This is a genomic window from Halosolutus halophilus (genome assembly GCF_022869805.1).
Lineage (GTDB): Archaea > Halobacteriota > Halobacteria > Halobacteriales > Natrialbaceae > Halosolutus > Halosolutus halophilus.
In genome coordinates, this window is record NZ_CP094974.1 from 3,345,476 (window position 1) to 3,369,865 (window position 24,390).

Annotated in this window: 26 protein-coding genes, 1 tRNA gene and 2 pseudogenes; 7 read left to right on the top strand and 22 right to left on the bottom strand. The window is 64.7% G+C overall.

Features of this window, described 5'->3' with window-relative positions; translation table 11 throughout:
• Positions 1 to 68: 68 nt before the first annotated feature.
• Both MUG98_RS16475 and MUG98_RS16480 read right to left on the bottom strand, forming a co-directional pair.
• Entirely contained in the window at positions 69 to 1,718 is a 1,650-nt protein-coding gene (locus tag MUG98_RS16475) for a GMC family oxidoreductase (RefSeq protein ID WP_265108520.1), read from the bottom strand.
• A complete protein-coding gene (locus MUG98_RS16480) occupies positions 1,715 to 2,245 on the bottom strand; it encodes a gluconate 2-dehydrogenase subunit 3 family protein (RefSeq protein ID WP_265108521.1) in 531 nt (176 codons plus the stop codon). Before MUG98_RS16480 ends, MUG98_RS16475 begins: the two co-directional genes overlap by 4 nt.
• A gap of 162 nt (positions 2,246 to 2,407) precedes the next feature.
• Between MUG98_RS16480 and MUG98_RS16485 the strand changes: the two genes are divergently transcribed.
• Positions 2,408 to 4,033 (top strand): ABC transporter permease, encoded by a 1,626-nt coding sequence (locus tag MUG98_RS16485; RefSeq protein WP_265108522.1) that lies wholly within the window; start codon positions 2,408 to 2,410, stop codon positions 4,031 to 4,033.
• A gap of 28 nt (positions 4,034 to 4,061) precedes the next feature.
• Here MUG98_RS16485 and MUG98_RS16490 read toward each other — a convergent pair whose 3' ends face one another.
• The 6 genes from MUG98_RS16490 to MUG98_RS16515 form a co-directional block, all read right to left on the bottom strand.
• Positions 4,062 to 4,763, bottom strand: a complete 702-nt coding sequence (locus MUG98_RS16490; RefSeq protein WP_265108523.1) for an SOS response-associated peptidase — start codon at positions 4,761 to 4,763, stop codon at positions 4,062 to 4,064.
• Positions 4,764 to 5,274: 511 nt separating this feature from the next.
• Positions 5,275 to 5,356: transfer RNA gene (locus tag MUG98_RS16495), tRNA-Ser, on the bottom strand.
• 47 nt (positions 5,357 to 5,403) lie between these two features.
• Entirely contained in the window at positions 5,404 to 5,658 is a 255-nt protein-coding gene (locus MUG98_RS16500; RefSeq protein WP_265108524.1) for a DUF7981 family protein, read from the bottom strand.
• 6 nt (positions 5,659 to 5,664) lie between these two features.
• Complete coding sequence (locus MUG98_RS16505; RefSeq protein ID WP_265108525.1) at positions 5,665 to 6,045, bottom strand: Rid family detoxifying hydrolase; 381 nt, start codon at positions 6,043 to 6,045, stop codon at positions 5,665 to 5,667.
• A 57-nt stretch (positions 6,046 to 6,102) separates the two neighbouring features.
• Entirely contained in the window at positions 6,103 to 7,314 is a 1,212-nt protein-coding gene (gene ilvA / locus MUG98_RS16510; RefSeq protein ID WP_265108526.1) for a threonine ammonia-lyase, read from the bottom strand.
• 258 nt (positions 7,315 to 7,572) lie between these two features.
• The gene (locus MUG98_RS16515; RefSeq protein ID WP_265108527.1) at positions 7,573 to 7,992 is read right to left on the bottom strand and encodes a gamma-glutamylcyclotransferase family protein; all 420 of its coding nucleotides are present in this window, start codon (positions 7,990 to 7,992) and stop codon (positions 7,573 to 7,575) included.
• Between the two features lie 83 nt (positions 7,993 to 8,075).
• Between MUG98_RS16515 and MUG98_RS16520 the strand changes: the two genes are divergently transcribed.
• Positions 8,076 to 9,140, top strand: a complete 1,065-nt coding sequence (locus tag MUG98_RS16520) for a DUF7490 domain-containing protein (RefSeq protein WP_265108528.1) — start codon at positions 8,076 to 8,078, stop codon at positions 9,138 to 9,140.
• Positions 9,133 to 9,444, top strand: a complete 312-nt coding sequence (locus MUG98_RS16525) for a DUF8060 family membrane protein (protein ID WP_265108529.1) — start codon at positions 9,133 to 9,135, stop codon at positions 9,442 to 9,444. The genes MUG98_RS16520 and MUG98_RS16525 overlap by 8 nt, the downstream gene beginning before the upstream one ends.
• A gap of 128 nt (positions 9,445 to 9,572) precedes the next feature.
• Here MUG98_RS16525 and citZ read toward each other — a convergent pair whose 3' ends face one another.
• From citZ to MUG98_RS16550, 5 genes are all read right to left on the bottom strand, one after another.
• Positions 9,573 to 10,721, bottom strand: coding sequence for a citrate synthase (citZ, locus tag MUG98_RS16530; protein ID WP_265108530.1), 1,149 nt, complete (start codon positions 10,719 to 10,721; stop codon positions 9,573 to 9,575).
• 159 nt (positions 10,722 to 10,880) lie between these two features.
• Positions 10,881 to 11,525, bottom strand: coding sequence for a helix-turn-helix domain-containing protein (locus MUG98_RS16535; RefSeq protein WP_265108531.1), 645 nt, complete (start codon positions 11,523 to 11,525; stop codon positions 10,881 to 10,883).
• A 229-nt stretch (positions 11,526 to 11,754) separates the two neighbouring features.
• Positions 11,755 to 12,567: an ABC transporter permease gene (locus tag MUG98_RS16540; RefSeq protein ID WP_265108532.1), complete on the bottom strand. Its 813-nt coding sequence runs from the start codon at positions 12,565 to 12,567 to the stop codon at positions 11,755 to 11,757.
• On the bottom strand, positions 12,564 to 13,694 hold the full coding sequence (locus MUG98_RS16545) for an ABC transporter ATP-binding protein (RefSeq protein WP_265108533.1): 1,131 nt from the start codon (positions 13,692 to 13,694) through the stop codon (positions 12,564 to 12,566). Before MUG98_RS16545 ends, MUG98_RS16540 begins: the two co-directional genes overlap by 4 nt.
• Before the next feature lie 181 nt (positions 13,695 to 13,875).
• The gene (locus MUG98_RS16550) at positions 13,876 to 14,889 is read right to left on the bottom strand and encodes an aldo/keto reductase (RefSeq protein ID WP_265108534.1); all 1,014 of its coding nucleotides are present in this window, start codon (positions 14,887 to 14,889) and stop codon (positions 13,876 to 13,878) included.
• 43 nt (positions 14,890 to 14,932) lie between these two features.
• Between MUG98_RS16550 and MUG98_RS16555 the strand changes: the two are divergent.
• Positions 14,933 to 15,124 (top strand): annotated as a pseudogene (locus MUG98_RS16555) (ATP-binding protein); the annotation flags it as partial.
• On the opposite strand, the gene MUG98_RS16560 reads toward MUG98_RS16555, so the two are convergent.
• Entirely contained in the window at positions 15,124 to 15,864 is a 741-nt protein-coding gene (locus MUG98_RS16560; RefSeq protein WP_265108535.1) for a class I SAM-dependent methyltransferase, read from the bottom strand. The pseudogene MUG98_RS16555 and the gene MUG98_RS16560 overlap by 1 nt on opposite strands.
• Before the next feature lie 34 nt (positions 15,865 to 15,898).
• Entirely contained in the window at positions 15,899 to 16,783 is an 885-nt protein-coding gene (locus MUG98_RS16565; RefSeq protein WP_265108536.1) for an aldo/keto reductase, read from the bottom strand.
• A gap of 173 nt (positions 16,784 to 16,956) precedes the next feature.
• On the opposite strand from MUG98_RS16565, the gene thrC reads away from it, so the two are divergent.
• Entirely contained in the window at positions 16,957 to 18,159 is a 1,203-nt protein-coding gene (gene thrC, locus MUG98_RS16570; RefSeq protein ID WP_265108537.1) for a threonine synthase, read from the top strand.
• A 167-nt stretch (positions 18,160 to 18,326) separates the two neighbouring features.
• Here thrC and MUG98_RS16575 read toward each other — a convergent pair whose 3' ends face one another.
• Positions 18,327 to 18,764, bottom strand: coding sequence for a universal stress protein (locus MUG98_RS16575; RefSeq protein WP_265108538.1), 438 nt, complete (start codon positions 18,762 to 18,764; stop codon positions 18,327 to 18,329).
• Between the two features lie 420 nt (positions 18,765 to 19,184).
• Positions 19,185 to 19,559 (bottom strand): winged helix-turn-helix transcriptional regulator, encoded by a 375-nt coding sequence (locus MUG98_RS16580; protein ID WP_265108539.1) that lies wholly within the window; start codon positions 19,557 to 19,559, stop codon positions 19,185 to 19,187.
• 197 nt (positions 19,560 to 19,756) lie between these two features.
• Between MUG98_RS16580 and MUG98_RS16585 the strand changes: the two genes are divergently transcribed.
• A complete protein-coding gene (locus tag MUG98_RS16585; RefSeq protein ID WP_265108540.1) occupies positions 19,757 to 20,806 on the top strand; it encodes an NAD(P)/FAD-dependent oxidoreductase in 1,050 nt (349 codons plus the stop codon).
• Between the two features lie 81 nt (positions 20,807 to 20,887).
• On the opposite strand, the gene MUG98_RS16590 is transcribed toward MUG98_RS16585, so the two are convergent.
• From MUG98_RS16590 to MUG98_RS16605, 4 genes are all read right to left on the bottom strand, one after another.
• Complete coding sequence (locus MUG98_RS16590; protein WP_265108541.1) at positions 20,888 to 21,064, bottom strand: hypothetical protein; 177 nt, start codon at positions 21,062 to 21,064, stop codon at positions 20,888 to 20,890.
• A gap of 98 nt (positions 21,065 to 21,162) precedes the next feature.
• Positions 21,163 to 21,426 (bottom strand): helix-turn-helix domain-containing protein, encoded by a 264-nt coding sequence (locus MUG98_RS16595; RefSeq protein WP_265108542.1) that lies wholly within the window; start codon positions 21,424 to 21,426, stop codon positions 21,163 to 21,165.
• Positions 21,427 to 21,534: 108 nt separating this feature from the next.
• Positions 21,535 to 22,044 carry a peroxiredoxin family protein gene (locus tag MUG98_RS16600; RefSeq protein WP_265108543.1) on the bottom strand — a complete coding sequence of 170 codons (510 nt, stop codon included), beginning with the start codon at positions 22,042 to 22,044 and terminating at the stop codon, positions 21,535 to 21,537.
• A 378-nt stretch (positions 22,045 to 22,422) separates the two neighbouring features.
• A complete protein-coding gene (locus tag MUG98_RS16605) occupies positions 22,423 to 23,076 on the bottom strand; it encodes a MaoC/PaaZ C-terminal domain-containing protein (RefSeq protein ID WP_265108544.1) in 654 nt (217 codons plus the stop codon).
• 153 nt (positions 23,077 to 23,229) lie between these two features.
• Here MUG98_RS16605 and MUG98_RS25565 point away from each other — a divergent pair.
• Positions 23,230 to 23,367: pseudogene (locus tag MUG98_RS25565) on the top strand (DUF3179 domain-containing protein); the annotation flags it as partial.
• 75 nt (positions 23,368 to 23,442) lie between these two features.
• Here the strand turns inward: MUG98_RS25565 and MUG98_RS16610 are convergent.
• A complete protein-coding gene (locus MUG98_RS16610) occupies positions 23,443 to 24,294 on the bottom strand; it encodes an alpha/beta fold hydrolase (RefSeq protein WP_265108545.1) in 852 nt (283 codons plus the stop codon).
• Positions 24,295 to 24,390: the final 96 nt, after the last annotated feature.

Sequence of the window (24,390 nt, forward strand, 5' to 3'; positions counted from 1 at the left end):
CTCATTGACGGTACTCTCTGCCCGGCGCACTTATATTTTAGGTTCGCCTAAAACGACGAGTGTGACGATCAGAGCGCGTCGAGAACGTGATCCGCGGCCTTCAGCGCGAGCGCGGCGATCGTCAGCGTCGGGTTCATCGCGCCGGCGGTCGGGAAGACGCTGCTGGAGGCGATCCAGCAGTTCTCGAGGTCGTGCGTCCGGAGACCCGGGCCGACGACGCTCTCCTCCTGGTCCGACCCCATCCGGGTCGTTCCCATGTGGTGGTACGCCGGCCCGGTGTCGTCGGGGCCCGCTCGCCAGGTGATCTCCGCGCCGAGTTCCTCGAGGATCCGCTCCTGGACCTCGTTCGCCCGTTCGATCGTCCGCAGCGCCCGATCGCCGACGGTCCAGTGGACGTCGGGGACGGGATTGCCGCGGTCGTCTGTCCGATCGGGATCGAGCGCGACGTAGCTGTCCTCGCGGGGGAGTTGCTCGACGAGCGCGCCCAGGCCCACGTGGGTGCCGTACTCCCCGCGAAGCCGATCGAGGAGATCGTCGCCCCAGTCGTCGCCGGTGAGTGCCGTCTCGACCGGCGAGGGGCCGGCGTAGTTGAAGAACTCGAGTTTGAACGGGCCGACCTCCGCGTCGGCGTCGTCGTAGAACTGGTGGCACTCGCTGGTCAGGAAACCCACGTGATTCTGGCGCGTCGGTTCCTCGAGCGTGCCGCCCATCCCCGCGAACAGGTGGTCCATGAAGAACTGGCCGACGAGACCGCTCGAGTTAGCCAGCCCGTCGGGGTAGTGGCTCGAATCCGACAGTAACAGGAGCCGCGGGGTCTCGACGCCGCCACAGGCGATCACGAAGGCGTCGGCTTCCTGGCGGTGCTCCTGATCGTCCGGGGTGGCGTAGACGGCCGCCTCGATCGCGTCGGGCCCGTGCTCGAGACGCTGGACGGGCGCGCGATCGATCACCGTCGCGCCCCGCCCCTCGGCGCGCTCGACGTGGACGGTCGCGTCGTACTTCGCGCCGGAGGGGCAGACCGGCTGACAGGTCCCGTAACCGACGCAGGCGCTTCGACCGTCGTAGCTCTCCGAGTTGCGCGCGTTCGGCACCGAGTGCATCGCGATCTCGAGTTCCTCGCAGGCCTCCGCGAACAGCCCGTCGCTGTAGGAGGGCGGGAAGGCGGGCATCGGATGGGGGTTCTGGCGGGGCGGCGCGAAGGGGTTGTCGTCGGCCCCCGCCACGCCCAGTTCCCGTTCCGCCTCGGCGTAGTACGGTCGGAGATCCTCGTAGTCGATCGGCCAATCCGTTCCGACTCCGCGGGCGCTCCGGGACTCGAAGTCGTCCTCGTGGAGGCGCATTACCATCCCCTGCCAGTGCAGCGTCGACCCGCCGACGCCCTTGACACGGGTGTGGTTCAGCGGGTAGAACCAGTCGCCGCTCGCCGAGTGGGCGTCACGCTCCGGGTCGCCGTCCCAGACGGCCGGGCGATCGTAGGCGGGCCGGATCGCCCGCTCCTGGCGCGCGAGGCGATCACCGGGATCGAACCGCGGCCCGGCCTCCAGGATCACCACCTCGAGTCCGGCCGCGACCAGTCGATCGGCGACCAGTCCGCCGGCCGGCCCGGCACCGACGACGCAGACGTCGGCGTCTTCGACCGGCGTCCGATCGACGTCGTCGGCGTCGCTCTCCGCGTCCGCCGGACCCGCGCTCTCGGCGGGCGGCCGATCGGCGCTCACGGCTCCGGCCCCCGCTGGTAGGTGTCGACCCCGCCGGCGTGGCCCTGTGGGTTCTCGATGCCGACCAGTTCGCCGCCCGTCGGCGACGCGTACAGCGCCAGCAGGAGTTCGTTGACGACGTAGTAGCGCACCCGCTCGGCGGTCGTGCCGTCGGGATCCTCGTCGGCGGTGTCCGACCCGACCTCGCGCAACAGCGAGTCGCGATCGGCCGCGGAGAGATCGGCGACGGCGTCGCCGTACCACTCCGCCGACAGCCGTTCGAGGTCGGCGACCGCCTCGCGCAGTCCCCGAGCGTGTCCGGGGTCGTCCAGTCGTCCCTCGAGGAACGCCTCGACGAACGTCGCCGTCCCGGTCACCGCGTCGGGGTAGACGACTTCGGCGACGGCGACCAGCGTTTCGCGGACCTGCCCGTCGTCGACCGTGGGCGCATCCGCCGATCGACGGGACCGACGGAGGCCGACCGCGGCCGCGCCGCCGGCACCGAGCGCGGCCAGCGCGGCGGTCGCGTCTCGCCTGGTCAACTCCATATCGCGGATTAGGCAAACCTAAACCTTATACCCGTTGGAACGAGTCCGTCGAAATACGGACCCGTAACGGTGGCGCAGCGTTCGGCGATCGCGGTACCGGATTCCGGGACGAACCGATCGACACTTGCCGTTCACGGACCGAGAGTCGACAACTCGAGATACATGAAATCGCTTGCTCCGCTTCGGCGGTTCGACGCAGCCGACGACGTGCCGCTCGGGCTGGCGCTGTTGTCCGGCGCGATCGCCGCGAGCATGATCCTTCCGCTGACCTGGCTGCTCTTCGAGGCGAGACGGGTGGACCCCGCCCGTGCCCGGGAGATGCTCGTCCGCCCGGAGACGGTGGACATCATCACCAACAGCCTCCTGCTGATGGCGTCGGTGACCGTCCTGTCGGTGCTGATCGGCGTGCCACTGGCGTGGCTGACCGTCCAGACGGATCTCCCGTTCCGACGCTTCTGGTCGATCGTCGTCGCGTTGCCGCTCGTGGTCCCGAGCTACATCGGGGCGTTCGCGTTCGTCTCCGCGTTCGGCCCGCGAGGCGAGTTCCAGTCGATCCTCCAGCCGTTCGGGATCGAACAGTTGCCGGAGATCTACGGGCTCCCCGGTACGACGCTGGTTATCACGCTCTACACCTATCCCTACGTCTACCTCACGACCCGCGCGGCCCTGCTGTCGTTCGACACGACGCTGCTCGATGCCGCTCGAACGCTCAACCACGACGAGTGGGACGCGTTCCGCCGGGTGACGCTCCCGCAGATCCGCCCGGCGATCGTCGCGGGTGCCCTGCTCGCGGCGCTGTACGGCGTCTCGGACTTCGGGACCCCGGCGATCATGCAGTTCCCGGTGTTCACGCGACAGATCTTCGTCGAGTACAACAACGGCGGACTGGACTACGCGTCGTTGCTCTCCCTGCAGTTGCTCGCGATCGTCCTCGTCGTGCTGGCCCTCGAGTGGTGGGTGCGGCCCGATCGAACGATCCGGGGCGACGGTGCGGAGGGATCACACGAACCCGTGGTCTCGCTGGGCGTCTGGCGCTGGCCGGCGGCGGCGTTCCCTGCGGCGGTCACGACCCTCGCGCTCGCCGTCCCGATCTGGATCCTCGGGCTCTGGATGGTCACCGCCGATCCGTACGCGCGACAGACGCTGGCGTTCGAATTCAGCTACGCGCTGAACTCGGTGCTGGTCGCCACGGCGGCCGCGATCGTCGCCGTCCTCGCGGCGTTGCCGGTCGCGTACTTCGCGGCGCGATACGAGTCGCTGGTGGCGGTGGTGTTCGAGCGAGCGACGTACGTCGGCTTCGCCGTGCCGGGGATCGTCCTGGGGCTCGCGCTCGTCTACTTCGCGACGGGCTACGACTCGCTCGACCTCGCCTACGCCCCCGCGCTCTACCAGACGCTTCCGCTGCTCGTGTTCGCGTACGTCGTCCGCTTCATGCCCCAGGCCGTCGGCTCGATCCGGACGACCACGCTCCAGGTCGATCCGCAACTGGTCGAAGCCGCGCGGACGCTCGGCGAGACGCCGCTGCGGACCTTCCGGAAGATCACGCTCCCGCTCGTCACGCCGGGCGTGACCGCTGGCGCCGCGCTCGTGTTCCTGACGACCATGAAAGAGCTTCCGGTGACCCTGATCCTCCGTCCGAGCGGGTTCGAAACCCTCGTGACGATCATCTGGCGAGCCCAGGAAGCCGCCTACTTCCAGTACACCGCGATTCCGGCGTTCCTCCTGCTCGCCGTCTCCGGACTCTCGATGCTCGTGCTCCTCTCGCAGGGCGGGCGCGAGGGGCTGTAGGCTCCGGCGATCGACGCCGTCGGCTCGATCACTCGATCTCGATCGGCTCGATCAGCGAGGGCTCGTCGATCGACGGATCGTTGACCGCAGTCGAGACCGGATACGCCCGTAGCTCGTCGGCCGGATACGGCTCGAGGAGGTCCCGCGGATCGGTCGCCGTCAACCACGCTCGCTCGCGATCGCGAGGGAGGACGACCGCCATCCGGTGGTGCAGATCCGCGACCAGGTCGTTCGGTTCGGTGGTGACGATCGTGAACGTCTCCAGCGCCCCGCCCTCGTCCGTCTCGTCCTCGACGCCACCGCCGAACGCGTCGAGCCCGGTCTGTGTCGTCTCCGGCTCCCAGCGCCCCCACAGCCCCGCCATCGCGAACGGGCGATCGTCCTCGAAGGCGACACGGTAGGGCTGTTTTCCCGACTCCGTCTCGACCCACTCGTAGAAGCCGTCGGCAGGGACCAGACATCTGCGTCGCTCGTAGGCGTCCCGAAAACTCGGCTTCTCGTCGATCGTCTCCGCCCGCGCGTTGATCAGGCCGTCGCGATCGTCGTCGGCCCACGACGGGACGAGTCCCCACTCGAGGTACTGGACGACGTCGGGTTCGTCGCCCGTGATCACCGGCAACTCCTGGCCGGGCGCCATATTGTACCGCGGCCGAAACGACCCCCTAACTGCCGCGTCGAATCGGTCTTCGAGGTCGTCTCGATCGACGATCAGCGTGTACCGGCCGCACATACACGTCCGAACGGGCGGCCGGTACTAATCGCTGTTCGTCCACGGCCCTCGTCGTCCCCTCTCCCGTTCCCTCCGAAACCGGTTATGGAGCGTCTACTCCCCGTTTTGAGGCTGGTAGGCCACTCGTTACGATACCCGATCGGGATGGAGTCCTCGTCGGGGTCACGATCCAGGATGACCGATCGCTACGAACTCGTGGTGTGTCAGAGCGGGTTACTCGAGTTGCGGGACCCGGACGATCCTGACCGGTGGATCAAGACCGATACCCCCGCGGAGATCGAGCAGTAGTGGAACGGACCGCTGGCGCTCGTTCTCGCTCGCGTCGATCGCTGCTCGGACTGGGGTCGGAATGTACTGCTTCCCGAGGGCTCACGACGGCCGCAGAACACCGGGACTAATCCGCTAGCCCGATCGGAATCGCGTCCGTGTGCTCCGTTCGTCGCGACGCGGCGTCTCGACCGCACCCGAATTCACGAATACCGGCCGCTACCGGTTATGAAATGTCGAAAAACGCCAGGACTGGGATTTGAACCCAGAATCCCGAAAGGGAACACGCTTTCCAGGCGTGCGCCTTACCGTTCGGCCATCCTGGCTCACCTCGTCCTAACCACGTCCGTCGTTTAACTGTTACGAGACGGCCTCACTCTTCGGCCCGATCGCGGGCCCACGCCGCGATCGAGTCCTCGAGGACGTACGCCCCGATCGTGGCCCCGATCCCGACCAGCGCGGCGATCCCGACCCCCTGGGAGATCGTCACGAGCGGGTCGACGACCAGGGCGTACCCCTGGAGGAGGACGAGGAAGGTCAGCGCGCCGACGGCACCCCACAGGAGTGCGGATTTCCGCCGGGCCGTGAGGGCGCGTTCGGACTCGGTCGCGGTACGATCCGTGGTCACGCAGGCTCACTCGATCGACGCGACGGCCTCGATCTCGACGCCGACGCCCTTCGGAAGGGCGGCGACTTCGACGGCGCTCCGGGCCGGCGGTTCGTCGTCGAAGTAGTTCGCGTAGGCCTCGTTCATCGTCTCGAAGTCGTCGATGTCGTCGAGGAAGACGGTCACTTTGAGGATGTCCTCGGCGGACGCGCCCGCCTCGTCGAGGATGGCGTCGAGGTTGTAGAGGGCCTGTTCGGTCTGACGATCGATCGGGTCGTCGTCGAGCAGGTCCCCGTCGGCGGTCATGGGGATCTGTCCGGCGGTGAACAGCAGCGAGTCGTCGGTCGTCGCCTGACTGTACGCGCCGACCGCGGCGGGTGCGTCGTCGGTTTCGATGATTCGTTTCACGATCGAGTGGTCTCGGCGGTGGGGCATAAAAGCAGGCGAAGTGTTCGAGGACGCCGCTCAGACGAGCACGTCGACCTCGTAGCCCGCGTCCCGCATGTCCGAGAGGAAGGCGTCGACGTGATCGGGGCCGCGCATCTCGAGTTCGATCTCGACCTCGGTGTCGCTCATCTCGACGTCCCGGGAGGTCCGATCGTGGTGGATCGCGTAGATGTTCGCCCGGTGGGCGGTGAAGATCTCGAGCAGGTCTTCGAGCGCGCCCGGCTGATCTTTCAACACGGTGCGGATCTTGAGATATCGGCCCGTCTCGACCAGTCCGCGGACGATGACGTTCGTGAGCGTGTTGAGGTCGATGTTCCCGCCACAGAGGGCGGGGACGATCGTCTCGTCGTCCTCGAAGTCGAACTTCTCGAAGAGGAGTGCGGCCAGCGGGACCGCGCCCGCGCCCTCGACGAGGGTCTTCGATCGCTCGAGCAGGTAGACCAGCGCGACCGCGATCTCCGGATCGGAGACGGTGACGACTTCGTCGACCCGGTCCCGAATGATCGGGAAGGTCTTCTCACCGACGCTGCGGGTCGCGATCCCGTCGGCGATCGTGTCGACGCCGTCGAGGGAGACGCGTTCGCCCTTTTCGAGGGACGTCGCGACGCTCGACGCGCCCTCGGCCTGGACGCCGATGACGCGGGTGTCGGGTTTCCGTTCCTTCACTGCGGTCGCGATCCCGCTGATGAGTCCGCCGCCGCCGATCGGTACCACGACCGTATCGACTTCGGGACAGTCCTCGACGATCTCGAGGCCGATCGTGCCCTGGCCGGCCATGACGTACTCGTCGTCGAACGCGTGGACGTAGGTCCGGTCTTCCTCGCGTTCGATCTCGTGGGCCCGCTGGGCGGCCTCGTTGTAGTCGGCGCCGGCGAGGACGACCTCCGCGCCGTAGTTGCGCGTCGCCTTGACCTTCGAGATCGGCGCGTGTTCGGGCATGACGATCTTCGCGTCGACGCCCACGCGGGTCGCCGCGAGCGCGACGCCCTGGGCGTGGTTGCCCGCGCTGGCGGTGACGACGCCGGCCTCCTTCTCGGCGTCCGATAGCGTCGCGATCCGGTTCGTCGCGCCGCGGATCTTGAACGCGCCGGTCCGCTGGAAGTTCTCCAGTTTCAGACGGACGTCGGCACCGGTCATCGCGGAGTAGGTGTGGGAGTGTTCGAGCGGGGTGTGCCGCGAGGTCTCGCGGACGCGATCGCGTGCCTCGAGAATATCCGAGAGTCCGAGCATACGCCCGACTACTCGGCGCGTGTTGTAAGAGTTACTGTCGGGGTGCGGCCGTCGCGGGCGGTCCGCACAGCCGTCGTCCCCCCAACAGGGACGTGCTGCCGGTGGCAGCACGACAGGGAATACAGGGATTGCACGGCGTGTGACGTGCGAGTGTAGACGGGGCCCGGTACCATATAAAGGTCATGGAGGCGGACCGAAAGTGATACCGCACGAGGGCGACGGGAGAATCTCCGGCGTCAGACGCTGGACAGACGATCGTCATTCGTTACTTTCTACCACAATTTCCGACGTCGAGATATACCGTTGGACCCGATCCACCAGCGACCCATCGCCGGGCCACTCGACGTCGACGCTCAGCCGATCGGGATCGCCGACGTAGGTCCAGGCCGTCCCGGTCGTCTCGCTCCGCGGGACGGCGACGCGCACGTAGAGCCCTCGATCGACGCCCTCGTAGCGATCGAGGCGATCGAGTCCGGCCTCGTCGACGGCGAGCAGTCGCCCGTCGACGTTTCCACCGGGGGCCAGCGTAGGGTACCGACCGTCGACGCGGTGGAATCCGTCGAGGGTCGCTGAGTCCGTGAATTCCCACGCCGTCTCGCCCTCGGTTTCGTCTCCGGGGCCGAGAACGTGCTCGACCTGCGCGGGATCCGTCAGCGTTCCGTACACGAAGACGTACATGGTCGTCGCCTCCGTCCAGGGCTCGAACGTGTTTTCGTCCCGACCACACAAAACACTTATACAACTACATCAGTTTCTCTGACATGAATCGGGAGTCCGCCCTGATGGTCGCCGCGCTCGTCGTCGCCGTCGCGGCCCTCACGACCCTCGCCCTCTCCGGTGCAGTCAGCGATCCAAGCGCTCCGGATACGGGTGCCGCGATCGATCGCGCCGGAACCGCATCGCTGCTCGAAGTGACGATCGCCGCCGACGAGGTGTCCGGCGAGACGGCCACGCTGGCGGTCGATACCTACCTCCAACACGAGGGTCCGGCCGTCGAGAACGTCACGGTTGTCCACCGGACGACGGACACCGACACCAACCTCGTGGTCGACGTCACCGAACGCGAGGTCGGGGGACTGGAGAGCGAGTCCGAAGAGGTCGTCTCGGGAACCGTCGACGTCCCCCGGGAAGGAACCCACCGGATCGAGACGATCGTCTACACCGACGGGACGCGAACGGAGTCGGTAAGCCACCGCGTCTCCGGCGTCGATTCGCTGACACCCGCCTACGCCGACACCGGACTCGAGTTCCACAGCTACACCGGTGCACTCGCCGACGTCCCCGCGATCGAGTACGAGGTCGAGTCGTCGACGGGCGACCGGGTCGAACTCGCGGTCGAGAGTTATCTCACAAACGCGGGTGACCGTACCGCTGACGGCCTCGAACTCGAACTGAAAGCCCGACAGGCGGACTCGAACATCGTCGCCGACTCGGCCACGGTCGACCTCTCGGGCGTCGAACCCGGCGAGACGGTCTCGCCCACGACCACCCTCGAGATCCCCGGCGAGTACGCCTACCACCTCGACGGAATCCTCTGGCTCGACGGCACCATCGTCGCGACCGATCGGGCCGGCGCCGATCTCCGTCCGAACGCGACGGACGGCGGCGACCTCGACACGGCCGAGTTCGACGAAAACGGGACCTCGAAAGAATTCGAGACCAGCGAAGGGGATGCCGAGTCGTTCGACGAGGAGGACGAGGTGGAGGGCGCCGATCACGACGACGGGGCCGACAGCGCCGACGGAACCGCCGGCTTCGGCGTCGCCGTCGCCGCAGTGGCACTGCTTGCAACCATCGCACTCGCACGGAGGTCAACCAATGAGTAATCCGACAGCCGACTCGACGATCGATCCCGACGACGAATCGCCTGCCGATCGCCCGCAGCCCGAACCCGACGACGGAGTCGATCTCCAGTCGTCGACGGTCCGGCGCTATCTCGCGTGGGGCGCGCTCGGAGTCTGCTCGGTGCTCGCGCTGTTCGCGCTCGTCCAGTTCTACGGCAGCGTGGCCGACGCGATCGATCTCTGGATCGAGCCCAGACACCAGCCGCTGATGCGCGCCGCGTTCAACCTCGTCGTCCTGCTCGCCTCCCTGACCGGCGTCTCGCTGATCGTCCGGGAACTCAGCTGACGATCCACGAGACGTCTTTGACACGGCGTCGCGTCGGTCGATCGTCGATCGACTCGCCGCGTCGATGGCGTCGCCACTCGTCGACGTGAGACGCGCAAAAACGAGTCCGAGTCCGCGTCAGTCGTGGCCTACCGCTCTTCGAGCGGGACGAACTCCTGATCCTGGGGCCCGATGTACCGCGCACGCGGGCGGATCAGACGGTTCTCCTCCTGGTATTCGAGGACGTGACCGACCCAGCCGCCGACGCGGCTCATCGCGAAGATGGGCGTGTACATGTCGATCGGGATGCCCAGTTGATAGTAGACCGACCCGGAGTAGAAGTCGACGTTCGGGGCGATCCCCTTCTCTACGAGCCCCTTCTCCTCCGTGAGGAACTGTTCGATGGTCGTGGTGTAGTTGTACCACTTGTCCTCGCCGTTTTCGGCGAGTTCCTCGCTTCGCTCCTGGAGGATCTTCGCGCGGGGGTCCTTGACGTTGTAGACGCGGTGGCCGAAGCCGGGAATGCGCCGCCCCTCCTCGGTCGCCTGCTCGACCCACTCGCGGTGGTCGAGGTTGCTCTCGTCGATCTCGATGAGCACTTCCATGACGTCCTGATTGGCACCGCCGTGCAGCGGGCCGGAAAGGGCGCTGATCCCGCCGGTGACCGCGCTGTAGATGTCGGCCATCGTCGAGCCGATGACCATCGAGGTGAACGTCGACGCGTTCAGTCCGTGATCCGCGTGCAGGATCAGCGCCTGATCGAACGTCTCGGCGGCGACGTCGTCCGGTTCTTCGCCGGTCAGCATGTAGAGGAAGTTCGCGGCGAGTCCGAGGTCGGGATGTGGATCGATCGGGTCTTCGCCCAGTCGATACCGCTCGAAGGCCGCGAGCGCGGTCGGGATCTTGGCGGTGATGCGCCGTCCCTTCCGTCGCGTCGCGTCTAGATCGTCGGGTTCGACGTCGTCCTCGGGTTCGTAGGCCGAGAACATCGAGACCGCCGTCCGGAGGGCGGCCATCGGCCGCTCGTCGGCCTCAGCGAGGCGTTCCATCGTCGCGAGGACGTCCTCGTGGACCTCGCGTTCCTCGTTGATCGACTCGGTGAACTCCGCGAGTTCCGCCTCGTCCGGGAGGTGTCCGTGCCAGAGCAGGTACACGACTTCCTCGTAGCTCGCACCGCGCGCGAGGTCCTCGATCGTGTATCCGCGGTAGATCAGCCGACCTTCGTCGCCGTCGATCGAGCTGAGTTCCGACTCTGCGACCAGGACACCCTCCAGCCCTTTCTTGAGGTCGTCAGCCATAGTGGGGATTTCGTACCCCGATGGAAAAGTATTGTCGTTTGTCCGCTGTCAGGGCCGAACACGTACGATGTCTTCGTTTACTTTCGTTCGCACGGATGACTGATGGGGGAATCCGGGTGGGTAGGTGGACGTACGTCAACCGGAATTCGTTCGTGATGATTATTTTTCCAAGATTGCGTTCAACAGCTTCGTCTGAGCGGCGGCCAGGTGTTCGGTAAACGTCGATCTCGCGACGCCGAGTTCCTCGGCGACGTCGGTCGCGTTTGCCCCTTTCGGGTACTCGAAGTACCCCATTTCGTGGGCCGTCTCGACGATCTCGCGCTGGCGGTCCGTGAGTCGATCCCGATCGACGACGACCGGATCGGCCGTCGACTCCTCGTGGTCCTGGGTGAGTTCCTCGACCAGCACGCCGTCGAAGTACTCCCGGAGGTCGTCGACGATGGCAGCGACCTCCTCGAGTTCGAGCGTCCGGAAGGTGAGCAGCAACGAGCCGTCCTGGGCTCGGACCGACGAGATCGGCGTTCCCATGCGCTCGACGCGTTCACACGCACAGTCGGCCGCGCTCTCCCGTTCGAAGCGGTAGACCTCTTCTCGATCGTTCGCCTGCACCGGTGTCAGTTCTGTGTCGTTCTCCGTCGCGACCGACGTCCCAGCGGCGACGCTGAATTCCTCGACGACCGTTCCGTCCGTGGCCGTTCGTGACCGCGTCACGGAGTCGATCGTTTCGTCGGCACGCTCCGACGCGCTGGCGACCGGACACCCCGCGGGATCGGTGACGACGACTGTTGCTCGAAACCCGGACATATCCATCGTTTGGCACCGCAATCTGATAACCGGGTGCCGTAATTCCCGCGCGATGAAAACACCGCCCGTCGCGGGGCGACCGGGTTTCTCCACTCTCGTCAAGGGGCGACCGATTACCTCCCGTCGTACGCCTCCCGACGGCGTCGCTCCCGACGAAATCCAGTCGATCGTGAGAGCACAGCTTCGCGGCACGGAACGACTCGAGACCGTACGGGAAGTCGTGTGTCCGTCAGTAGTCGCCGAGAACGCCGAGCCGTCTCGCCCGTCGGGTCGCGTACTGAAAGACTGCATACCCCAGCGCCACGTATCCGGCAGCAACGCCGATCAGAAGCCCCAACTCAATCGGTGTGAACTCCCAGAGCCGAGTTCCGTCGATCATCGCACGCTGGAGGAGGGCGCTGCCGTGGGCGAGGGGGAGAAATCGCATCCAGCCGAGGTCGAACGCGGGCGCGGAAATGAGCACGATGAACCCGAACTGGAGGAGGTTGAGCCAGTTGCCGATCTGTTTGTAGAGCACGGTAACGCCACCGGCTGCGAGCCCGAGACCGAGCACCGAGACGATGCTGAGCGTCGCGATGACACCGATCGTGAACAGCGGCAATTCGAGCGACGTGCCGGTGATCCCGATCATCACTGCCAGAATTATCGTCGAGGTGATGAACGACCGCACGATCTTCGCGACGCCTTTCAACAGCGCAACGGGCGCGAAGCCGAACGGCGTCATCACGTGGCGTTCGAGGGTCCCCCACTGAACCTCGCTCGAGATATCGTTCGAGATTGCGGAGTACGCGCCCACCGACAGCGTCCACAGGAAGTAGCCGACGATGATCCCCTCGATCGAGTCGGTGAGCGCTCGTCCGGCGACCATTCGCCCGCCGTAGAAGAGCACTCCGAAGAAGAACAACGAGACGATTATCCCGCCGATAGCGTTCGCGGGGTAGCGAACGAAAATCAGGAATTCACGGTAGAGAACGGCCCGGGCGAGGTGATAGTAGCCGGCCGCCCGAGGTGCCCCATCCGTGTCGTGCCGTCGTGCACTCATCGGTCCCCCCGTTCGAACGTCGTCAGGTCGACGAACACGTCCTCGAGATCCGGTTCGATCGTCCGCACGCGTTCGAGCGTTACGTCCGCGGCGCGGAGGTGGTCTAGCAACTCGTACAGTCCGTCGCTGTCCGTCGTCACGTCGATTCGGCCGCCGCGATCACGTGGCTCGACACTGAGCGCGTCGAATCGATTCCGGAGGGTCGAAACGATCGCCGCGTCGAGATCGCTACTCGTGATCTGAATGCGGTGCAGATCAGTTCCGTAAAGAAGCGCGTCGACGGTGTCGTCCGCGATAACCTTCCCGTCGGACAGGATGAGGACGCGATCGCACACCGTCTCGACGACGTCCATATCGTGACTGCTGAGGATGACGGTCAGCGCTTCTTCCTCGACGAGCCGTCGTAACTCCTGCTGGAGCGTTCGTGAGCTCTCGATATCCAGCCCCAGCGTCGGCTCGTCGAGAAAGACGACCTCGGCTCCCCCGGCGAGGACGCTCGCCAGCGACACCTTCTGTTTCATGCCACGCGACAACTCGCGGACGGGGACGTCCGCTTTTGCCGCGAGCCCCAACTGTGCCAGAAGCCGTTCGTGTCGGTCGCTCACCGAATCCGGATCGACGCCGCTGATCGTGGCGAAGTACCGGAGATTCTCTCGAACGGTCAACCGCCAGTAATCGTTCCGCGCACCCTCGAGCATCGCATCGACGTAGGCGTACGCTTCACGCGGCCGATCGTAGACGTCGACGCCCCGGATCCGGACAGTTCCCTCTTCTGGCAGAACCATTCCGAGAATCGACTTGATGAGCGTCGTCTTCCCGGCGCCGTTCGGACCCAGCAATCCCACTATCGATCCGGTCTCGATTTCGAAGGAGACGTCGTCCACGGCGGTGATCGCTTCCGGTCCGTCACCGAACCGCTTGCTCAGACCGGTAACGGAAACGGCGACGTCACGGCTGGCCGTCGTCGATCCTTCGACACCGGCAGGAGATTCGGAGGCGGATTCGCCCCCAGCATCGCCGACCGGATCGGCGAACGGAGACCGGTCGGAAGAGTCCGCAGCCAGTCCCTCACCGAGCGGGTTACCAGCGCCCTCACTGCCTGGCCTCCCGTCGTCTCGAACGGTCACAGTGATGGTTCAAGTGAGCCAGCTACAAAAACGCGAGGCCGCCGGTACGACGCATCGGATAGGCGAGCTATCGATACGACGAACCGGGAAGGTGCGAGACGATACCCCGCGATCGATCGAACGTGCCGGTCCAATCACGCACCCGTCGTACTGAGACGGCCCGAGGGGCCGTTGCTGGCAACTACAACCCCTGATAGGGGCCCGCCTTCGCCGCCGTCAACCGATCGACCTGGTCGGCGGAGAGATCGATCGTCGCCGCGGCGAGGTTCTCCTCGAGCTGTTCGACCGTGCGTGCGCCGACGATGGGCGCGGTAACGCCGTCACGATGCATGAGCCACGCGAGTGCGACCTGCGCAGGCGATGCGTCGACTTCCTCGGCGACCGCGTCCAGTTCGTCGTGCAGGTCGAAATTCGCCTCGGTGAGATACGACTCTCTGAATCGACTCGACTCGGCCACTTTCGAATCTTCCGGGAGGTCCTCGTCGCGAGAGTACTTTCCGGTCAAAAAGCCCTGGCCGAGCGGACTCCACGGACAGACCGCGAGGTCGCGCTGGCGAGCGAACTCCAGGTAATCGCCCTCGATTTCGCGATCGGCGAGGTTGTACCGCGGCTGGAGGACGGAAAACGGCTCCCAGCCGTGGGCGTCGGCGATCGCGTTCGCGCGTGCGACTTTCCACGCGTTCGGTCGCAGGGTCGACGCGCCGAGGTAGTGGACCTTTCCGGATTCGACGATTCCGTTCAGCGTCTTCATCAGTTCGCGGGTCGGCGTTTCGTCGTCCCAGCGATGGATGTAGAGGACGTCGACGTACTCGGTGTCGAGCCGCTCTAGAATGGCGTCGACGCGGTGCCGGACGTTCTTCCGGTTCGTCCCTTTACTGTTCGGATCGCCGTCGCGGATCTGCCAGTACAGTTTCGAGGCGATCGTGTAGCGTTCTCGATCGCGGTCGGCGAGCCAGTCACCGATCCACCGCTCGCTGTCGCCGCCCCCATACACGTCTGCGGTGTCGATATACCGGCCACCGGCGTCGGCGTAGGCGTCGAGCAGTTCGTGCGCCCGCTCCTCGCTGATTTCGAGCGTGCCCTCTTCCGTGGTCCGCCCGAAGCGCCACGTCCCGAACTGGAGTTCGCTCGTCCGAATGCCGGTGCGTCCGAGTCGTACGAAATCGAGGTCGATCTCCGACAGTGATTGCGCCATCTGGTGGTGCTTGGCGGGCATCGGGAAAAAGGATACAGAAAGCGGTTCGATGCTCGTCCCGTGTGGATCGAGCGTGAGTACGATGGAATCCGAAGTACTCGGCCACGAAAGTCCACGCTACGGTCGCCGAACGGACCGGATCGATTTCAGGCCGTTCTCGTTCCACCGCGCCAACGGCGTCGGTACGTACGACGTGACGGACGCGATTCGATCGTACTCGGCCGTCGGATCGAGTTAGACTGGCAACCGCAACGCGACGCTGTACATCTCCCCGACCGAGTCCTCACCGATCGCCGTCGCGAGGTGCTCCGTCGCTGCCGTCAGGTCCGCGCCGAGTTCGCCCGGCACCTCCGAAGCCGCCGTGCGCGTCGCATCGGCGTGTGCCTCGACGTGGCTCGCGGTCCACGGAACCGGGTCGAGCAACGTCCGTTCTCGATCGAACTGCCACCCGTAGCCGACGAACAGCCTCCGGAGCACCGCTGCCGGATAGAACGTCAGTGCGGGTCGCCCCTCGGCCAGTTCGGTCGCCGCGTTCTCGAGCGCGAAGAGTTCGCGCACAGCTGCGTCCTCGGGAAGCGGTTCGTAGTCGTCGATAACGAGATGACACCCGGGGGTGGCGACGCGCGTTAACTCCGCTGCGACCGATTCGAGCGACGCTGGCGGGAGTACGTTGAACAGGCCGTGAGCGGTGATGAGTTCGACCGAATCCGCCGTCAGCGGGAGGCGACGAAGGTCTGCCTCCAGAACGGCGGCCCGACCGATTTCGTCGTCGATCCGATCGACCGTACGGTTGTCGACCCGCTCGCGAACGGCGGTCGCGTGCTCCCTGTCGTTCGTGACGGCGTAGACGCGGGTCGCACCAGCGTCGAGCAACCCGGCAGTCGCGTTGCCGACGCCCGCACCGGCTTCGAGACAAACCCGTCCTGTCACCGGGCGATCCGCGAGCGCGGCCGTGACCGTTTCGGGGACGTCCATCGCAGGGTTCCTGGCTCTGTCGCCCTCTCCGGAGTCAGTGGTGGAGTTGCTCCGGAACGGGGCTCTGCTCGTGGCGCAGTCGCTCGACGAGCGATCGCTGGGCCGACTCGGCCATCCCGTCGTAGCGTTCGGCCGCGTCGAGTACCATCGCGACGAGCTTTGGGTCGCCCGGGCTGATGACGCTCGTCAGGCCCTGCGAGGCCGCGAAGTCGAACCGTTCCTCGATCTCGGCGGGCGTATCGACCGGTTCGTACCAGTTCGCGTACGGGCGGTCGGCCTCGGGTAGTTCGTCTGTCGATGGCCACGGTCCCTTCGCGAAGGCCTTGATCCCGAGCGTCCCGACGTCTAGCTCGTTCGCGCGCTCGAGTACCGCCTCGTAGTCGTGCTCGTCGTCGTCCTTGCCGACGACGACCGGGTTCAACGGGAACATCACGGTCGCCAGGTCGTCGATTCGATCGAGGGCGTCCAGGATGAGCTGGGGATCGCCGTGACTGGTCAGCCCGATGTGGTCGACGAGGCCCTCCGATCTGGCCTCGCGGAAGGCCTCGAGCGCGCCGCCCTCGCCGGTAATCGTGTCCAGTTCGTGCTCGTACTCGAGGCCGTGGATCTGGTAGAGGTCGATCGTCTCGACGCCGAGGCGGGTGAGCGACTGCTCGAGCTTCCGCGTTGCCCCCTCGTACTCCCGCTCCTGGGTCTTGCAGCCGAGGAAGATGTCCTCGCGGTGCTGGCGGAGCTTGGGCCCCAGCTTGAGTTCCGCGTCTCCGTAGGTCGGGGCGACGTCGAAGTGGTTGACCCCGCGGTCGAGCACGAGTTCGACCAGCTGATCGGCACCCTCCTGTTCGAGCCAGTTGAGCGCGATCGCGCCGAAAGTCATCACGGTGCTGTCGTGGCCAGTTTCGCCCAGCGAACGCGTCTCCATACCGCCGCGGTCGGTATCGGCGCACATAAATGTGCTCCCCCCGATCGGACCGCCTATACTGCGCCGCGAATCGGATCGGATCTCGTTCCCGACGAGCACCGGTCCCCAGCGGTGAACACACCGACAGTTCGGGGACGTGAACCTATATCACGTTCTCGTCCGAGAGTCAATCCATGATTCCGTCGGCGGTCTGCTATCGGTGTGATCGGAAGTATCAGGACGATCGAGTTCGCTGTGACTGTGGCGAACCGCTCTGGTTCGACGCTGACTCGACAGGAGTCGACTTCTCGACCCGTTCGGAGGCACAGGGGTTGTGGCGATACGCGGAACTTCTCCCAGTCTCCGGGCTCGAGGGGATCGCCACTGCCGCTGGACGCACACCGCTGGTCCGAAGCCGACGGCTCGATCGGGTCGCCGGCTGTCGAGTGTACGTCAAAGACGAGAGCGAAAATCCGACCGGATCGTACAAGGATCGCGGGAGTGCGGTCGCGGTCTCTCGGGGGCTCCAGCGGGGCACCGACGTCGTCGGGACAGTCTCCTACGGGAACATGGCGATGAGCACCGCCGCCCACGCCGCCAGCCTCGGCTGTGAGTGCGTCGTACTCGTCCCCACCGACATTCAGCCCGGCCGCCTGGAGTTGATCGCCCAGTACGATCCGACGATCCTGCAGGTCGAAGGGGACTACGGCGACCTGTATCACGAGGTGCTGAAACTGAACCGGGATCTGCCGGTATCGTTTCTGCCCAGCGACGCTCCAGGACGGATCAGCGGCTACAAGACCGCGCTGTTCGAAATCTACGAGTCGCTGGCCCCCGAGACACCCGACGCGATCGCGCTGCCGGCCAGTTCGGGCGGGTTCGCCAGCGGGCTCTGGCGCGGAATCCTCGACCTTCAGAACGCCGGGCTACTCGAAACCCCGCCGCGTCTGTACCTCGTCCAGACGGCTGCATCGGATCCGATCACCCGCGCGTTCGACGCGAATCGAGACGAGGTATCGGCGCTGTCGACCGAGGCGGTCGGGGAGACGATCGCCCACTCGATCGGGAATCCGGATCCACCCAGTGGCACCCGAGCGCTGACCGCTGTCAGGCAGACCGGCGGCGCAGTGTGTTCCGTTACCGACGACGACATCCGGGACGCGCAGCGGCAGTACGCTCAGCGGAGCGGGCTCTGCGTCGAACCGGCATCGGCGGCACCGCTCGCCGGGGTCGCTCGACTCGGCGCGCGCGGAGAGATCGACGACGACGAGACGGTCGTACTCGTTCCGACCGGAACCGGGTTCAAAGAGATGGGAACGGGGTCTGAGTCCGTCCAGACGGAAACGGTCACTCGTTCCGCGCTTTCGTCACGACTCGAATCCCGTCTCTCGGGCTGACGGTTCCGATATCAGTCCCCGTATCGAACGGACAATAACGCAACCGTCTTTTCGAGTGCGCTACCGGGGCGATCCGGAAGCGTTCCACCCCGAGCACGGCATCTCCCGCTCAGGCTCCGACGTCGGAACTGCGCCAGTGGACGGCGAGACGCCGAGGGACGCATCGATCAGGCGGTGAACACGGGAATATCGAGCGAGCCGACGACTCGATTCGTGATCGAACCGATGAGCGGCTTGTCAGGGTCGGAGCGCCCCCGTTTGCCCATCACAACGAGATCGATGTCGTGTTCGTCGACGTACTCGAGGATGGCCTCGACGGGCGTGTTCGGCGTAACCGTCGTGACGCAGGGGACCTCGGCGTCTTCGGCGAGATCCTCGATCTCCCCGACGAATTTCTGACCCTTCTTCTCCAGGCGGCTTCGCGTCTGCGCGATGTCGCTCGGAACGGCGACGTAGTCGGCGTCACCCATGTCCATCGCGTACAGCACGTGCAGGGTCGCACCGTTTCGCCGTGCGAACTTGATAGCCTGTTTCGCCCCGTTGCGGGCGGTTTTGCTGCCGTCGGTCGGAACGAGGATGTCGTCGAAGTCGGTTACGTCTTCCATAAATACCGAACCACTCCAGAGCAGGTAATTCTTGCCCACAGTTCCCATCCCGTGAGAAGATTCTCGGGCAATAGACCGGCGTTACGCGTACTCGAGCAGCGTCTTCCAGCGTCCTACCACGACCCGCAGCGTCTCGAGAAGCCCCACGATTCTCGGGACGGCGTCTCGGACTCGAGCAGTCGACAACTCGTCACGTACGCGAATCGAGTACTGCGATTGATTGGGATCGAAAGGAACACACCCGACGTGATAGCGACATCCGCTCCGTTCACACGTCACTCCCGACAGTGTTTCGGCGATGTATTCGATCGCAGCTGTATTGCTGCTGCGTAGAAGGCGCGCATGCATCGCCGAGTGGGTGTTCCAACAGGGGCGAACCGATACGGACGGCCGTCGATCGAACCCGTGATCGATACTCTCTTACGCGATTGAACTCTCCACGTCGGCTGCAGCCGTCAGGTGTTCTCGCCCCCATTCGGCCATCTCCTGGATAACCGGTTCGAGCGATTCGCCGTGTGCAGTCAGCGAGTACTCGACGCGGACGGGTTTTTCGTTGACGATCTCCCTGTCGATCAGTCGTTTCCCCTCGAGATCGTCCAAGACGTCCGAGAGGACCTTGCTCGATATCCCCCCGACTTCCGTTTTCAGCGCGTTGAATCCGAGCGGTCCGTTGGCGAGCAGCCGATGGAGAACCACGGTGTGCCACTTCTTGCCGATCAACGTCGCGGTGGACGTGACGGGACACCAGTCTTCGCCAGCACACCACACTTCCAGTTGCTCTGTCGACTCGTCCATGTTCGTCGAAACGGGCCGAATCACCATATAGTTACGTATTGTTAGCTAGTTACTAGTAGTCACTGTATAACTCCCACCGAGACGTCCCGACCTCCGCCCGTTCCGCTCGGGGTTACCGATCGGTAACCCGGTGACGGGACGGTTGGCTCGCACTTATGACCAACCAGGGGTAACGGAGTTACAGAAGGTAACTGAACGTGACGGCACCAACCGACTCCACCACATCGACCGAACCCGCAGCGACGCACCACTACGAGGTCGCCGTCGTCGGCGGCGGCCCGGCCGGCCTGACGACCGCCCTGTACGCGGCCCGACTCGGGCACGAAACCGCAGTCTTCGACCGCGGCGGCGGCCGCGCCGCGATGATCCAGGAGACGCACAACGTCATCGGCGTTCCGGAATCCGTCTCCGGCAACGACTTCCTGGCGACGGCCGTCGACCAGATCCGATCGTACGGTGCGGACTACCGCACGGAGTTCGTGACCGGGATCGACCGCCGCGACGGGTCGTTCCACCTGGAGACGACCGACGGCTCGGCGACCGCCGATCGCGTCGTCCTCGCGACCGGGTTCTCCGACGGTCGACCCGATCCACCGCTGCCCCGGACCGGACGTGGACTGCACTACTGTCTTCACTGCGACGCGTATCTGTTCGTCGACGAATCGGTGTACGTGATGGGCAACGGCGACAGCGCCGCCACCGTGGCGATGCTCATGCTCAACTTCACCGACAGCGTCGACCTCCTGTTGCGGGGCGACGACCCCGACTGGAGCGACGAGACGGGCGCGTTGCTCGAGCACCACCCCGTCGATATCGTTCGCGAGGAGGTCACCGGCGTCCGGAACGGCGAGGACGGCTGGCTCGAGGCCCTCGAGTTCGCCGATGGCACCGTTCGCGATTATCGCGGCGGCTTCGCGATGTACGGATCCAACTACAACAACGACCTGGCGGCGTCGCTCGGTGCAGATCTCACCGAGGACGGCACGGTCGTCGTCGACGATCACGGCCGAACGACCGTCGACGGCCTCTACGCCGTCGGCGATCTGACCCCCGGCCACAACCAGATCCCCGTTGCGATGGGCCAGGGTGCGAAAGCGGGCATCGCGCTTCACAAGAGCCTCCGCGAGTTCCCGAAGTCGCTCGCGGAACTCCAGGCCGACGGCGCAGTCGAACCGCAGAACGTTCCCGCGATTTCCGCCGAGGTACGGCGGCAAGCGAACACTCACTCGTCGGCAGAAGGTGATTGAAGTGGTTCGCTCGAGGCTCGTTCGTTCGAATTTCTGAATCGGCGATCGGTTCGTCGACGGCGAATCCGGCCCGTCGATCGCTCACGCCATCGTCAGCGCGTCGATCCAGTCGTCAGATTGGATCCAGGCATCTTCGGTCAGTTCGTCGTAGACGAGCAACTGTGAATCGTCCGTCTGGACGGCCGAATATCGCTCGAGCGGGACTGCGTCGACGCCGATCGTCGACTGCTGGTCGCGTGGGGTGGTGTCTGCGGACATGAGGCTGTTCTCCAGGGGTTACCGTACAGTACTAGGTAACACTTAGTAACTGATAAAGACTCGCGAACGACCTCGTTACGAGGTAACGACGAGGAAAGTCAGTCGCTGGCCGCTGCCGACCCGTCGGTCGGCATCGAGTCGGAAATCGAGTAGAGCGATTTCCGCGCGTCGCGGAAGTACACGCCTTCGTGGACGACGTCAGCGTCACGGAGGCTCTCGAGTGCGAACCGAACCGTCCGCTTGCTCAGACGGGATTCGGCTGCGATCTGTCCCTGCGTCATCGCGCCATCGACTTCGAGGACCTTCAACACGAGTTTCGCACTCGGCGGGAGGTCGTAGAGTCGATCCGGAACGTCAGTCATACGTGTCTCCTTGTCCGTATGGGCACATATCCGTTTACTGGTGGTGCGTCGTTCGTGCACGACCGGAAGTGTCAGCTATCGTTGGATCTCTGGCGAGTCGGATCCGGCCTACCCGTCCACCCGGGCCGTCGCGAGTTCGTCGACACGCTCGAGAAGGTCGTCGGCGGTGGGGCGATCGGCCGGGTGTGTTCCACGATGGACGTATTCGATCGTCGGCCGGTCACCGGATGCGTCGATGAGGATCGCTTCGGGCATCCGCCCGACCATGTCGTGGAGCGAGCCGACGGCACCGAACCGGACGGGCTGATCGTACTGGTCGCTCGTCGTCTTCGATTCGTCGGCCAGGAGCGGAAACGGAAGGTCGTACTGTTCGTTCCACTGCCGTGCTCGCTCGATCGGTTCGGGAAGGATCGACACGACGTCCGCTCGACGAGCGGTAAATTCGTCGTATCGCGAGGCGACCGTCTGGACCTGTTCACGACACTTCGGGCAGTGATAGTCCCGCTGAAACAGCAGGCCGATCGCGTCGCGATCGGGATCCGCGGCGAATTCGCTCAGTCGAAATGGATCGGGACCGGTAGCTGCGTTCGAGAGTTCGAAATCTGTGAGTTCAGGCATGGTGTGGAATGAATTGATCGTTCAGTTTCTTCGAAATCGGGTATCAGCGTCCGACGATCCGCTCGAAGCGGAGGCACCCTGGCAGCGTGTCTGGATGCGTCGAACCTCATCGGCAGTCGATTTCGACTCCGGATCGCGACATCGATTTGTCCCGGCATCGTACCGACGTGTGACAGACGGCGCGCGTTCGACGAGTCTCGAGCAACGGGTTACTCGAAATTCGAGCGGTTGAGGGTGATTGGGGTGATTTCGTCGTTGCAGGGACGTGAAACGTGGTGCAATGGGCGCCTCCAGATCAAATATCGACCCCACAAGAATATAAAATATAGTCTAACGATCCCGTTAGTAGATTACCGGCTCGTTACTGTCCCGTGAGGATCACTCATCATGTGTTCCAAACGGTAATCCGTCGACGAGAACAGTTGCATTTCCGTCGATAACCGACTCTCCACGTTCGTTCTCGACTCGGGTGGTGAGACAATATCTGTTCCCGTCAATTCGCTCGTCTATCTGACAACGCGCCGTGACCGTTTCTCCGATGTAGACGGGATCGTAGAACTCGAGCGACTGGGAGATGTAGATCGTAATCCCTGGGAGCGAGGCGAGAGCAGCACTAACGAGGCCCGCGACGAGCGTTCCGTGGGCGATTCGCCTCCCGAACCGCGTTCGACCGGCGAACTCCTCGTTGAGGTGTAACGCGTTGGTATCGCTCGTCGCCACTGCAAACCGATTCACGTCGACTTCAGTGATCGTCTTCGTCAGCGTAACTTCGTCGCCGACGCCGACGTGATCGTCGTGATGGACGTGGAGTTCGAACGTTCCGCCCGCCGATTCCGAGGAGAGTCTCGGCGTTCTGACGCCGTCTTGACGGTCGAATGCCGGGATCGCAGCCTCTGCGAACCGTTGTGGGTCCTTTTCGAACTGCTCTTTGCATCCGTTCGAACAGAAGTAGTACAACTGGCCGTCGTACTCGGCTGTCACGCTGGACACGAGCGGATCGACTTCCATACCACAGGCGGGATCTGTTACCATCGTGTTCTCGATCGGAAGTACAGCAGGACCCGGAATAACCCACTCTCGGTCGTGCATCGCGTTCGCACGTTCTCTCAGGTGATGTGATCGACTCGAGCTGTCGCGAGTGTTCGGATCACAAAAAAGCGTCGTGCGACGGCGGAAGACGGCCAGTTTCGTGGCGATTCGACCACCTGGAACCGCACGACGGGCGAAGCAGCCGACGGACGACAACTGACGCGACTGCCGACGCGGCGTCTCTTCGCGTTCGCCTGGCAGGACGATCACGGCCCGGACGCGTTTTTCGAGTGACGAGTGTCCAACCGTTCGGTTCCGATGCACGGCGACCACACGCCGGAGACGAACGGAGGGTCGTCTTCCGGAAATTCACTCGAGGAAGTTCGAGAGCTGGTCGACGTACTGCGACGGACGATCCGCCGGGACCCAGTGGTTCGCGTCCAGTCGGGCGATGCCAGCCGTGTTCTCGAGGTCGTCGTCCAACCGCTCCGCGAACTCGATCGGCTGGAACTCGTCGTTCTCGCCCCAGATGAAGTACGTCTCCGCCGTGATCGCACCGTAGTCGATTTCGGTCGTGTGGCTCGTGTTCGTCGCGATCGCGTTTCGGCTGAGGGAAATCCGGCCGTCGTCGCTCCGGAATCGGGACGCCATCGCCTCCACGAATTCGTCGTCCGGGTCGACGAGCGTCGATCGGAACATGCCGGTGAGTTGTTCGTCCACGTCGTCGACGGTCATGTCGTTGATCGTCGCGGGAAGCCCGAGATCGACGACGAACTGTATCGGCCACGAATCGTACGCGATCGAGTTCGAGAGGACGAGTTTCCCGACGGCATCTGGATTGTGTGCCGCGTAGCGCAGCGCGACGCCGCCGCCGATGTCGTGAGCGACGAGGTCGATCTGGTCGACCTCGAGCTGTGCCAGAAGGTCGTCGAGTACCTCCTCCTGAGCACGGACGGAGCGGTCGAAACCGTCGTGCATCGCGGAGTTACCGTATCCGACGAAGTCCGGCGCGATCACTCGTCGCTCGTCCTCGAAGGCCGGCGCGACGTCGCGCCAGAGGTACGACCACGTCGGAATGCCGTGGAGGAACACGATCGGGTTCTCGGTCGCCGTGGTAGCGCCGTCGTCGTAGTACGACACCGTCAGTTCGTGAGTGTCGAGCGAGACCGTCGTCTCTTCTTGCGCGTTCGTCCATTCCTGAGCGGTAGGTTCGTTTGCCATCGAACTATCGGTCGGCGCCCCACTATTTGTAACTTCGGATGTTACAATCTATTGCTATCCCGGCGAAACTGCGTGAGGGGGATGCAGTTGCTAACG

Excerpts from the sequence above, each read along its gene's own strand:
- MUG98_RS16480 (WP_265108521.1), bottom strand. The coding sequence starts at position 2,245 with ATGGAGTTGACCAGGCGAGACGCGACCGCCGCGCTGGCCGCGCTCGGT.
- MUG98_RS16485 (WP_265108522.1), top strand. The coding sequence starts at position 2,408 with ATGAAATCGCTTGCTCCGCTTCGGCGGTTCGACGCAGCCGACGACGTG.
- MUG98_RS16490 (WP_265108523.1), bottom strand. The coding sequence starts at position 4,763 with ATGTGCGGCCGGTACACGCTGATCGTCGATCGAGACGACCTCGAAGAC.
- ilvA (WP_265108526.1), bottom strand. The coding sequence starts at position 7,314 with ATGCTCGGACTCTCGGATATTCTCGAGGCACGCGATCGCGTCCGCGAG.
- MUG98_RS16515 (WP_265108527.1), bottom strand. The coding sequence starts at position 7,992 with ATGTACGTCTTCGTGTACGGAACGCTGACGGATCCCGCGCAGGTCGAG.
- MUG98_RS16520 (WP_265108528.1), top strand. The coding sequence starts at position 8,076 with ATGAATCGGGAGTCCGCCCTGATGGTCGCCGCGCTCGTCGTCGCCGTC.
- MUG98_RS16525 (WP_265108529.1), top strand. The coding sequence starts at position 9,133 with ATGAGTAATCCGACAGCCGACTCGACGATCGATCCCGACGACGAATCG.
- citZ (WP_265108530.1), bottom strand. The coding sequence starts at position 10,721 with ATGGCTGACGACCTCAAGAAAGGGCTGGAGGGTGTCCTGGTCGCAGAG.
- MUG98_RS16535 (WP_265108531.1), bottom strand. The coding sequence starts at position 11,525 with ATGTCCGGGTTTCGAGCAACAGTCGTCGTCACCGATCCCGCGGGGTGT.
- MUG98_RS16540 (WP_265108532.1), bottom strand. The coding sequence starts at position 12,567 with ATGAGTGCACGACGGCACGACACGGATGGGGCACCTCGGGCGGCCGGC.
- MUG98_RS16550 (WP_265108534.1), bottom strand. The coding sequence starts at position 14,889 with ATGGCGCAATCACTGTCGGAGATCGACCTCGATTTCGTACGACTCGGA.
- MUG98_RS16560 (WP_265108535.1), bottom strand. The coding sequence starts at position 15,864 with ATGGACGTCCCCGAAACGGTCACGGCCGCGCTCGCGGATCGCCCGGTG.
- MUG98_RS16565 (WP_265108536.1), bottom strand. The coding sequence starts at position 16,783 with ATGGAGACGCGTTCGCTGGGCGAAACTGGCCACGACAGCACCGTGATG.
- thrC (WP_265108537.1), top strand. The coding sequence starts at position 16,957 with ATGATTCCGTCGGCGGTCTGCTATCGGTGTGATCGGAAGTATCAGGAC.
- MUG98_RS16575 (WP_265108538.1), bottom strand. The coding sequence starts at position 18,764 with ATGGAAGACGTAACCGACTTCGACGACATCCTCGTTCCGACCGACGGC.
- MUG98_RS16580 (WP_265108539.1), bottom strand. The coding sequence starts at position 19,559 with ATGGACGAGTCGACAGAGCAACTGGAAGTGTGGTGTGCTGGCGAAGAC.
- MUG98_RS16590 (WP_265108541.1), bottom strand. The coding sequence starts at position 21,064 with ATGTCCGCAGACACCACCCCACGCGACCAGCAGTCGACGATCGGCGTC.
- MUG98_RS16595 (WP_265108542.1), bottom strand. The coding sequence starts at position 21,426 with ATGACTGACGTTCCGGATCGACTCTACGACCTCCCGCCGAGTGCGAAA.
- MUG98_RS16600 (WP_265108543.1), bottom strand. The coding sequence starts at position 22,044 with ATGCCTGAACTCACAGATTTCGAACTCTCGAACGCAGCTACCGGTCCC.
- MUG98_RS16605 (WP_265108544.1), bottom strand. The coding sequence starts at position 23,076 with ATGGTAACAGATCCCGCCTGTGGTATGGAAGTCGATCCGCTCGTGTCC.
- MUG98_RS16610 (WP_265108545.1), bottom strand. The coding sequence starts at position 24,294 with ATGGCAAACGAACCTACCGCTCAGGAATGGACGAACGCGCAAGAAGAG.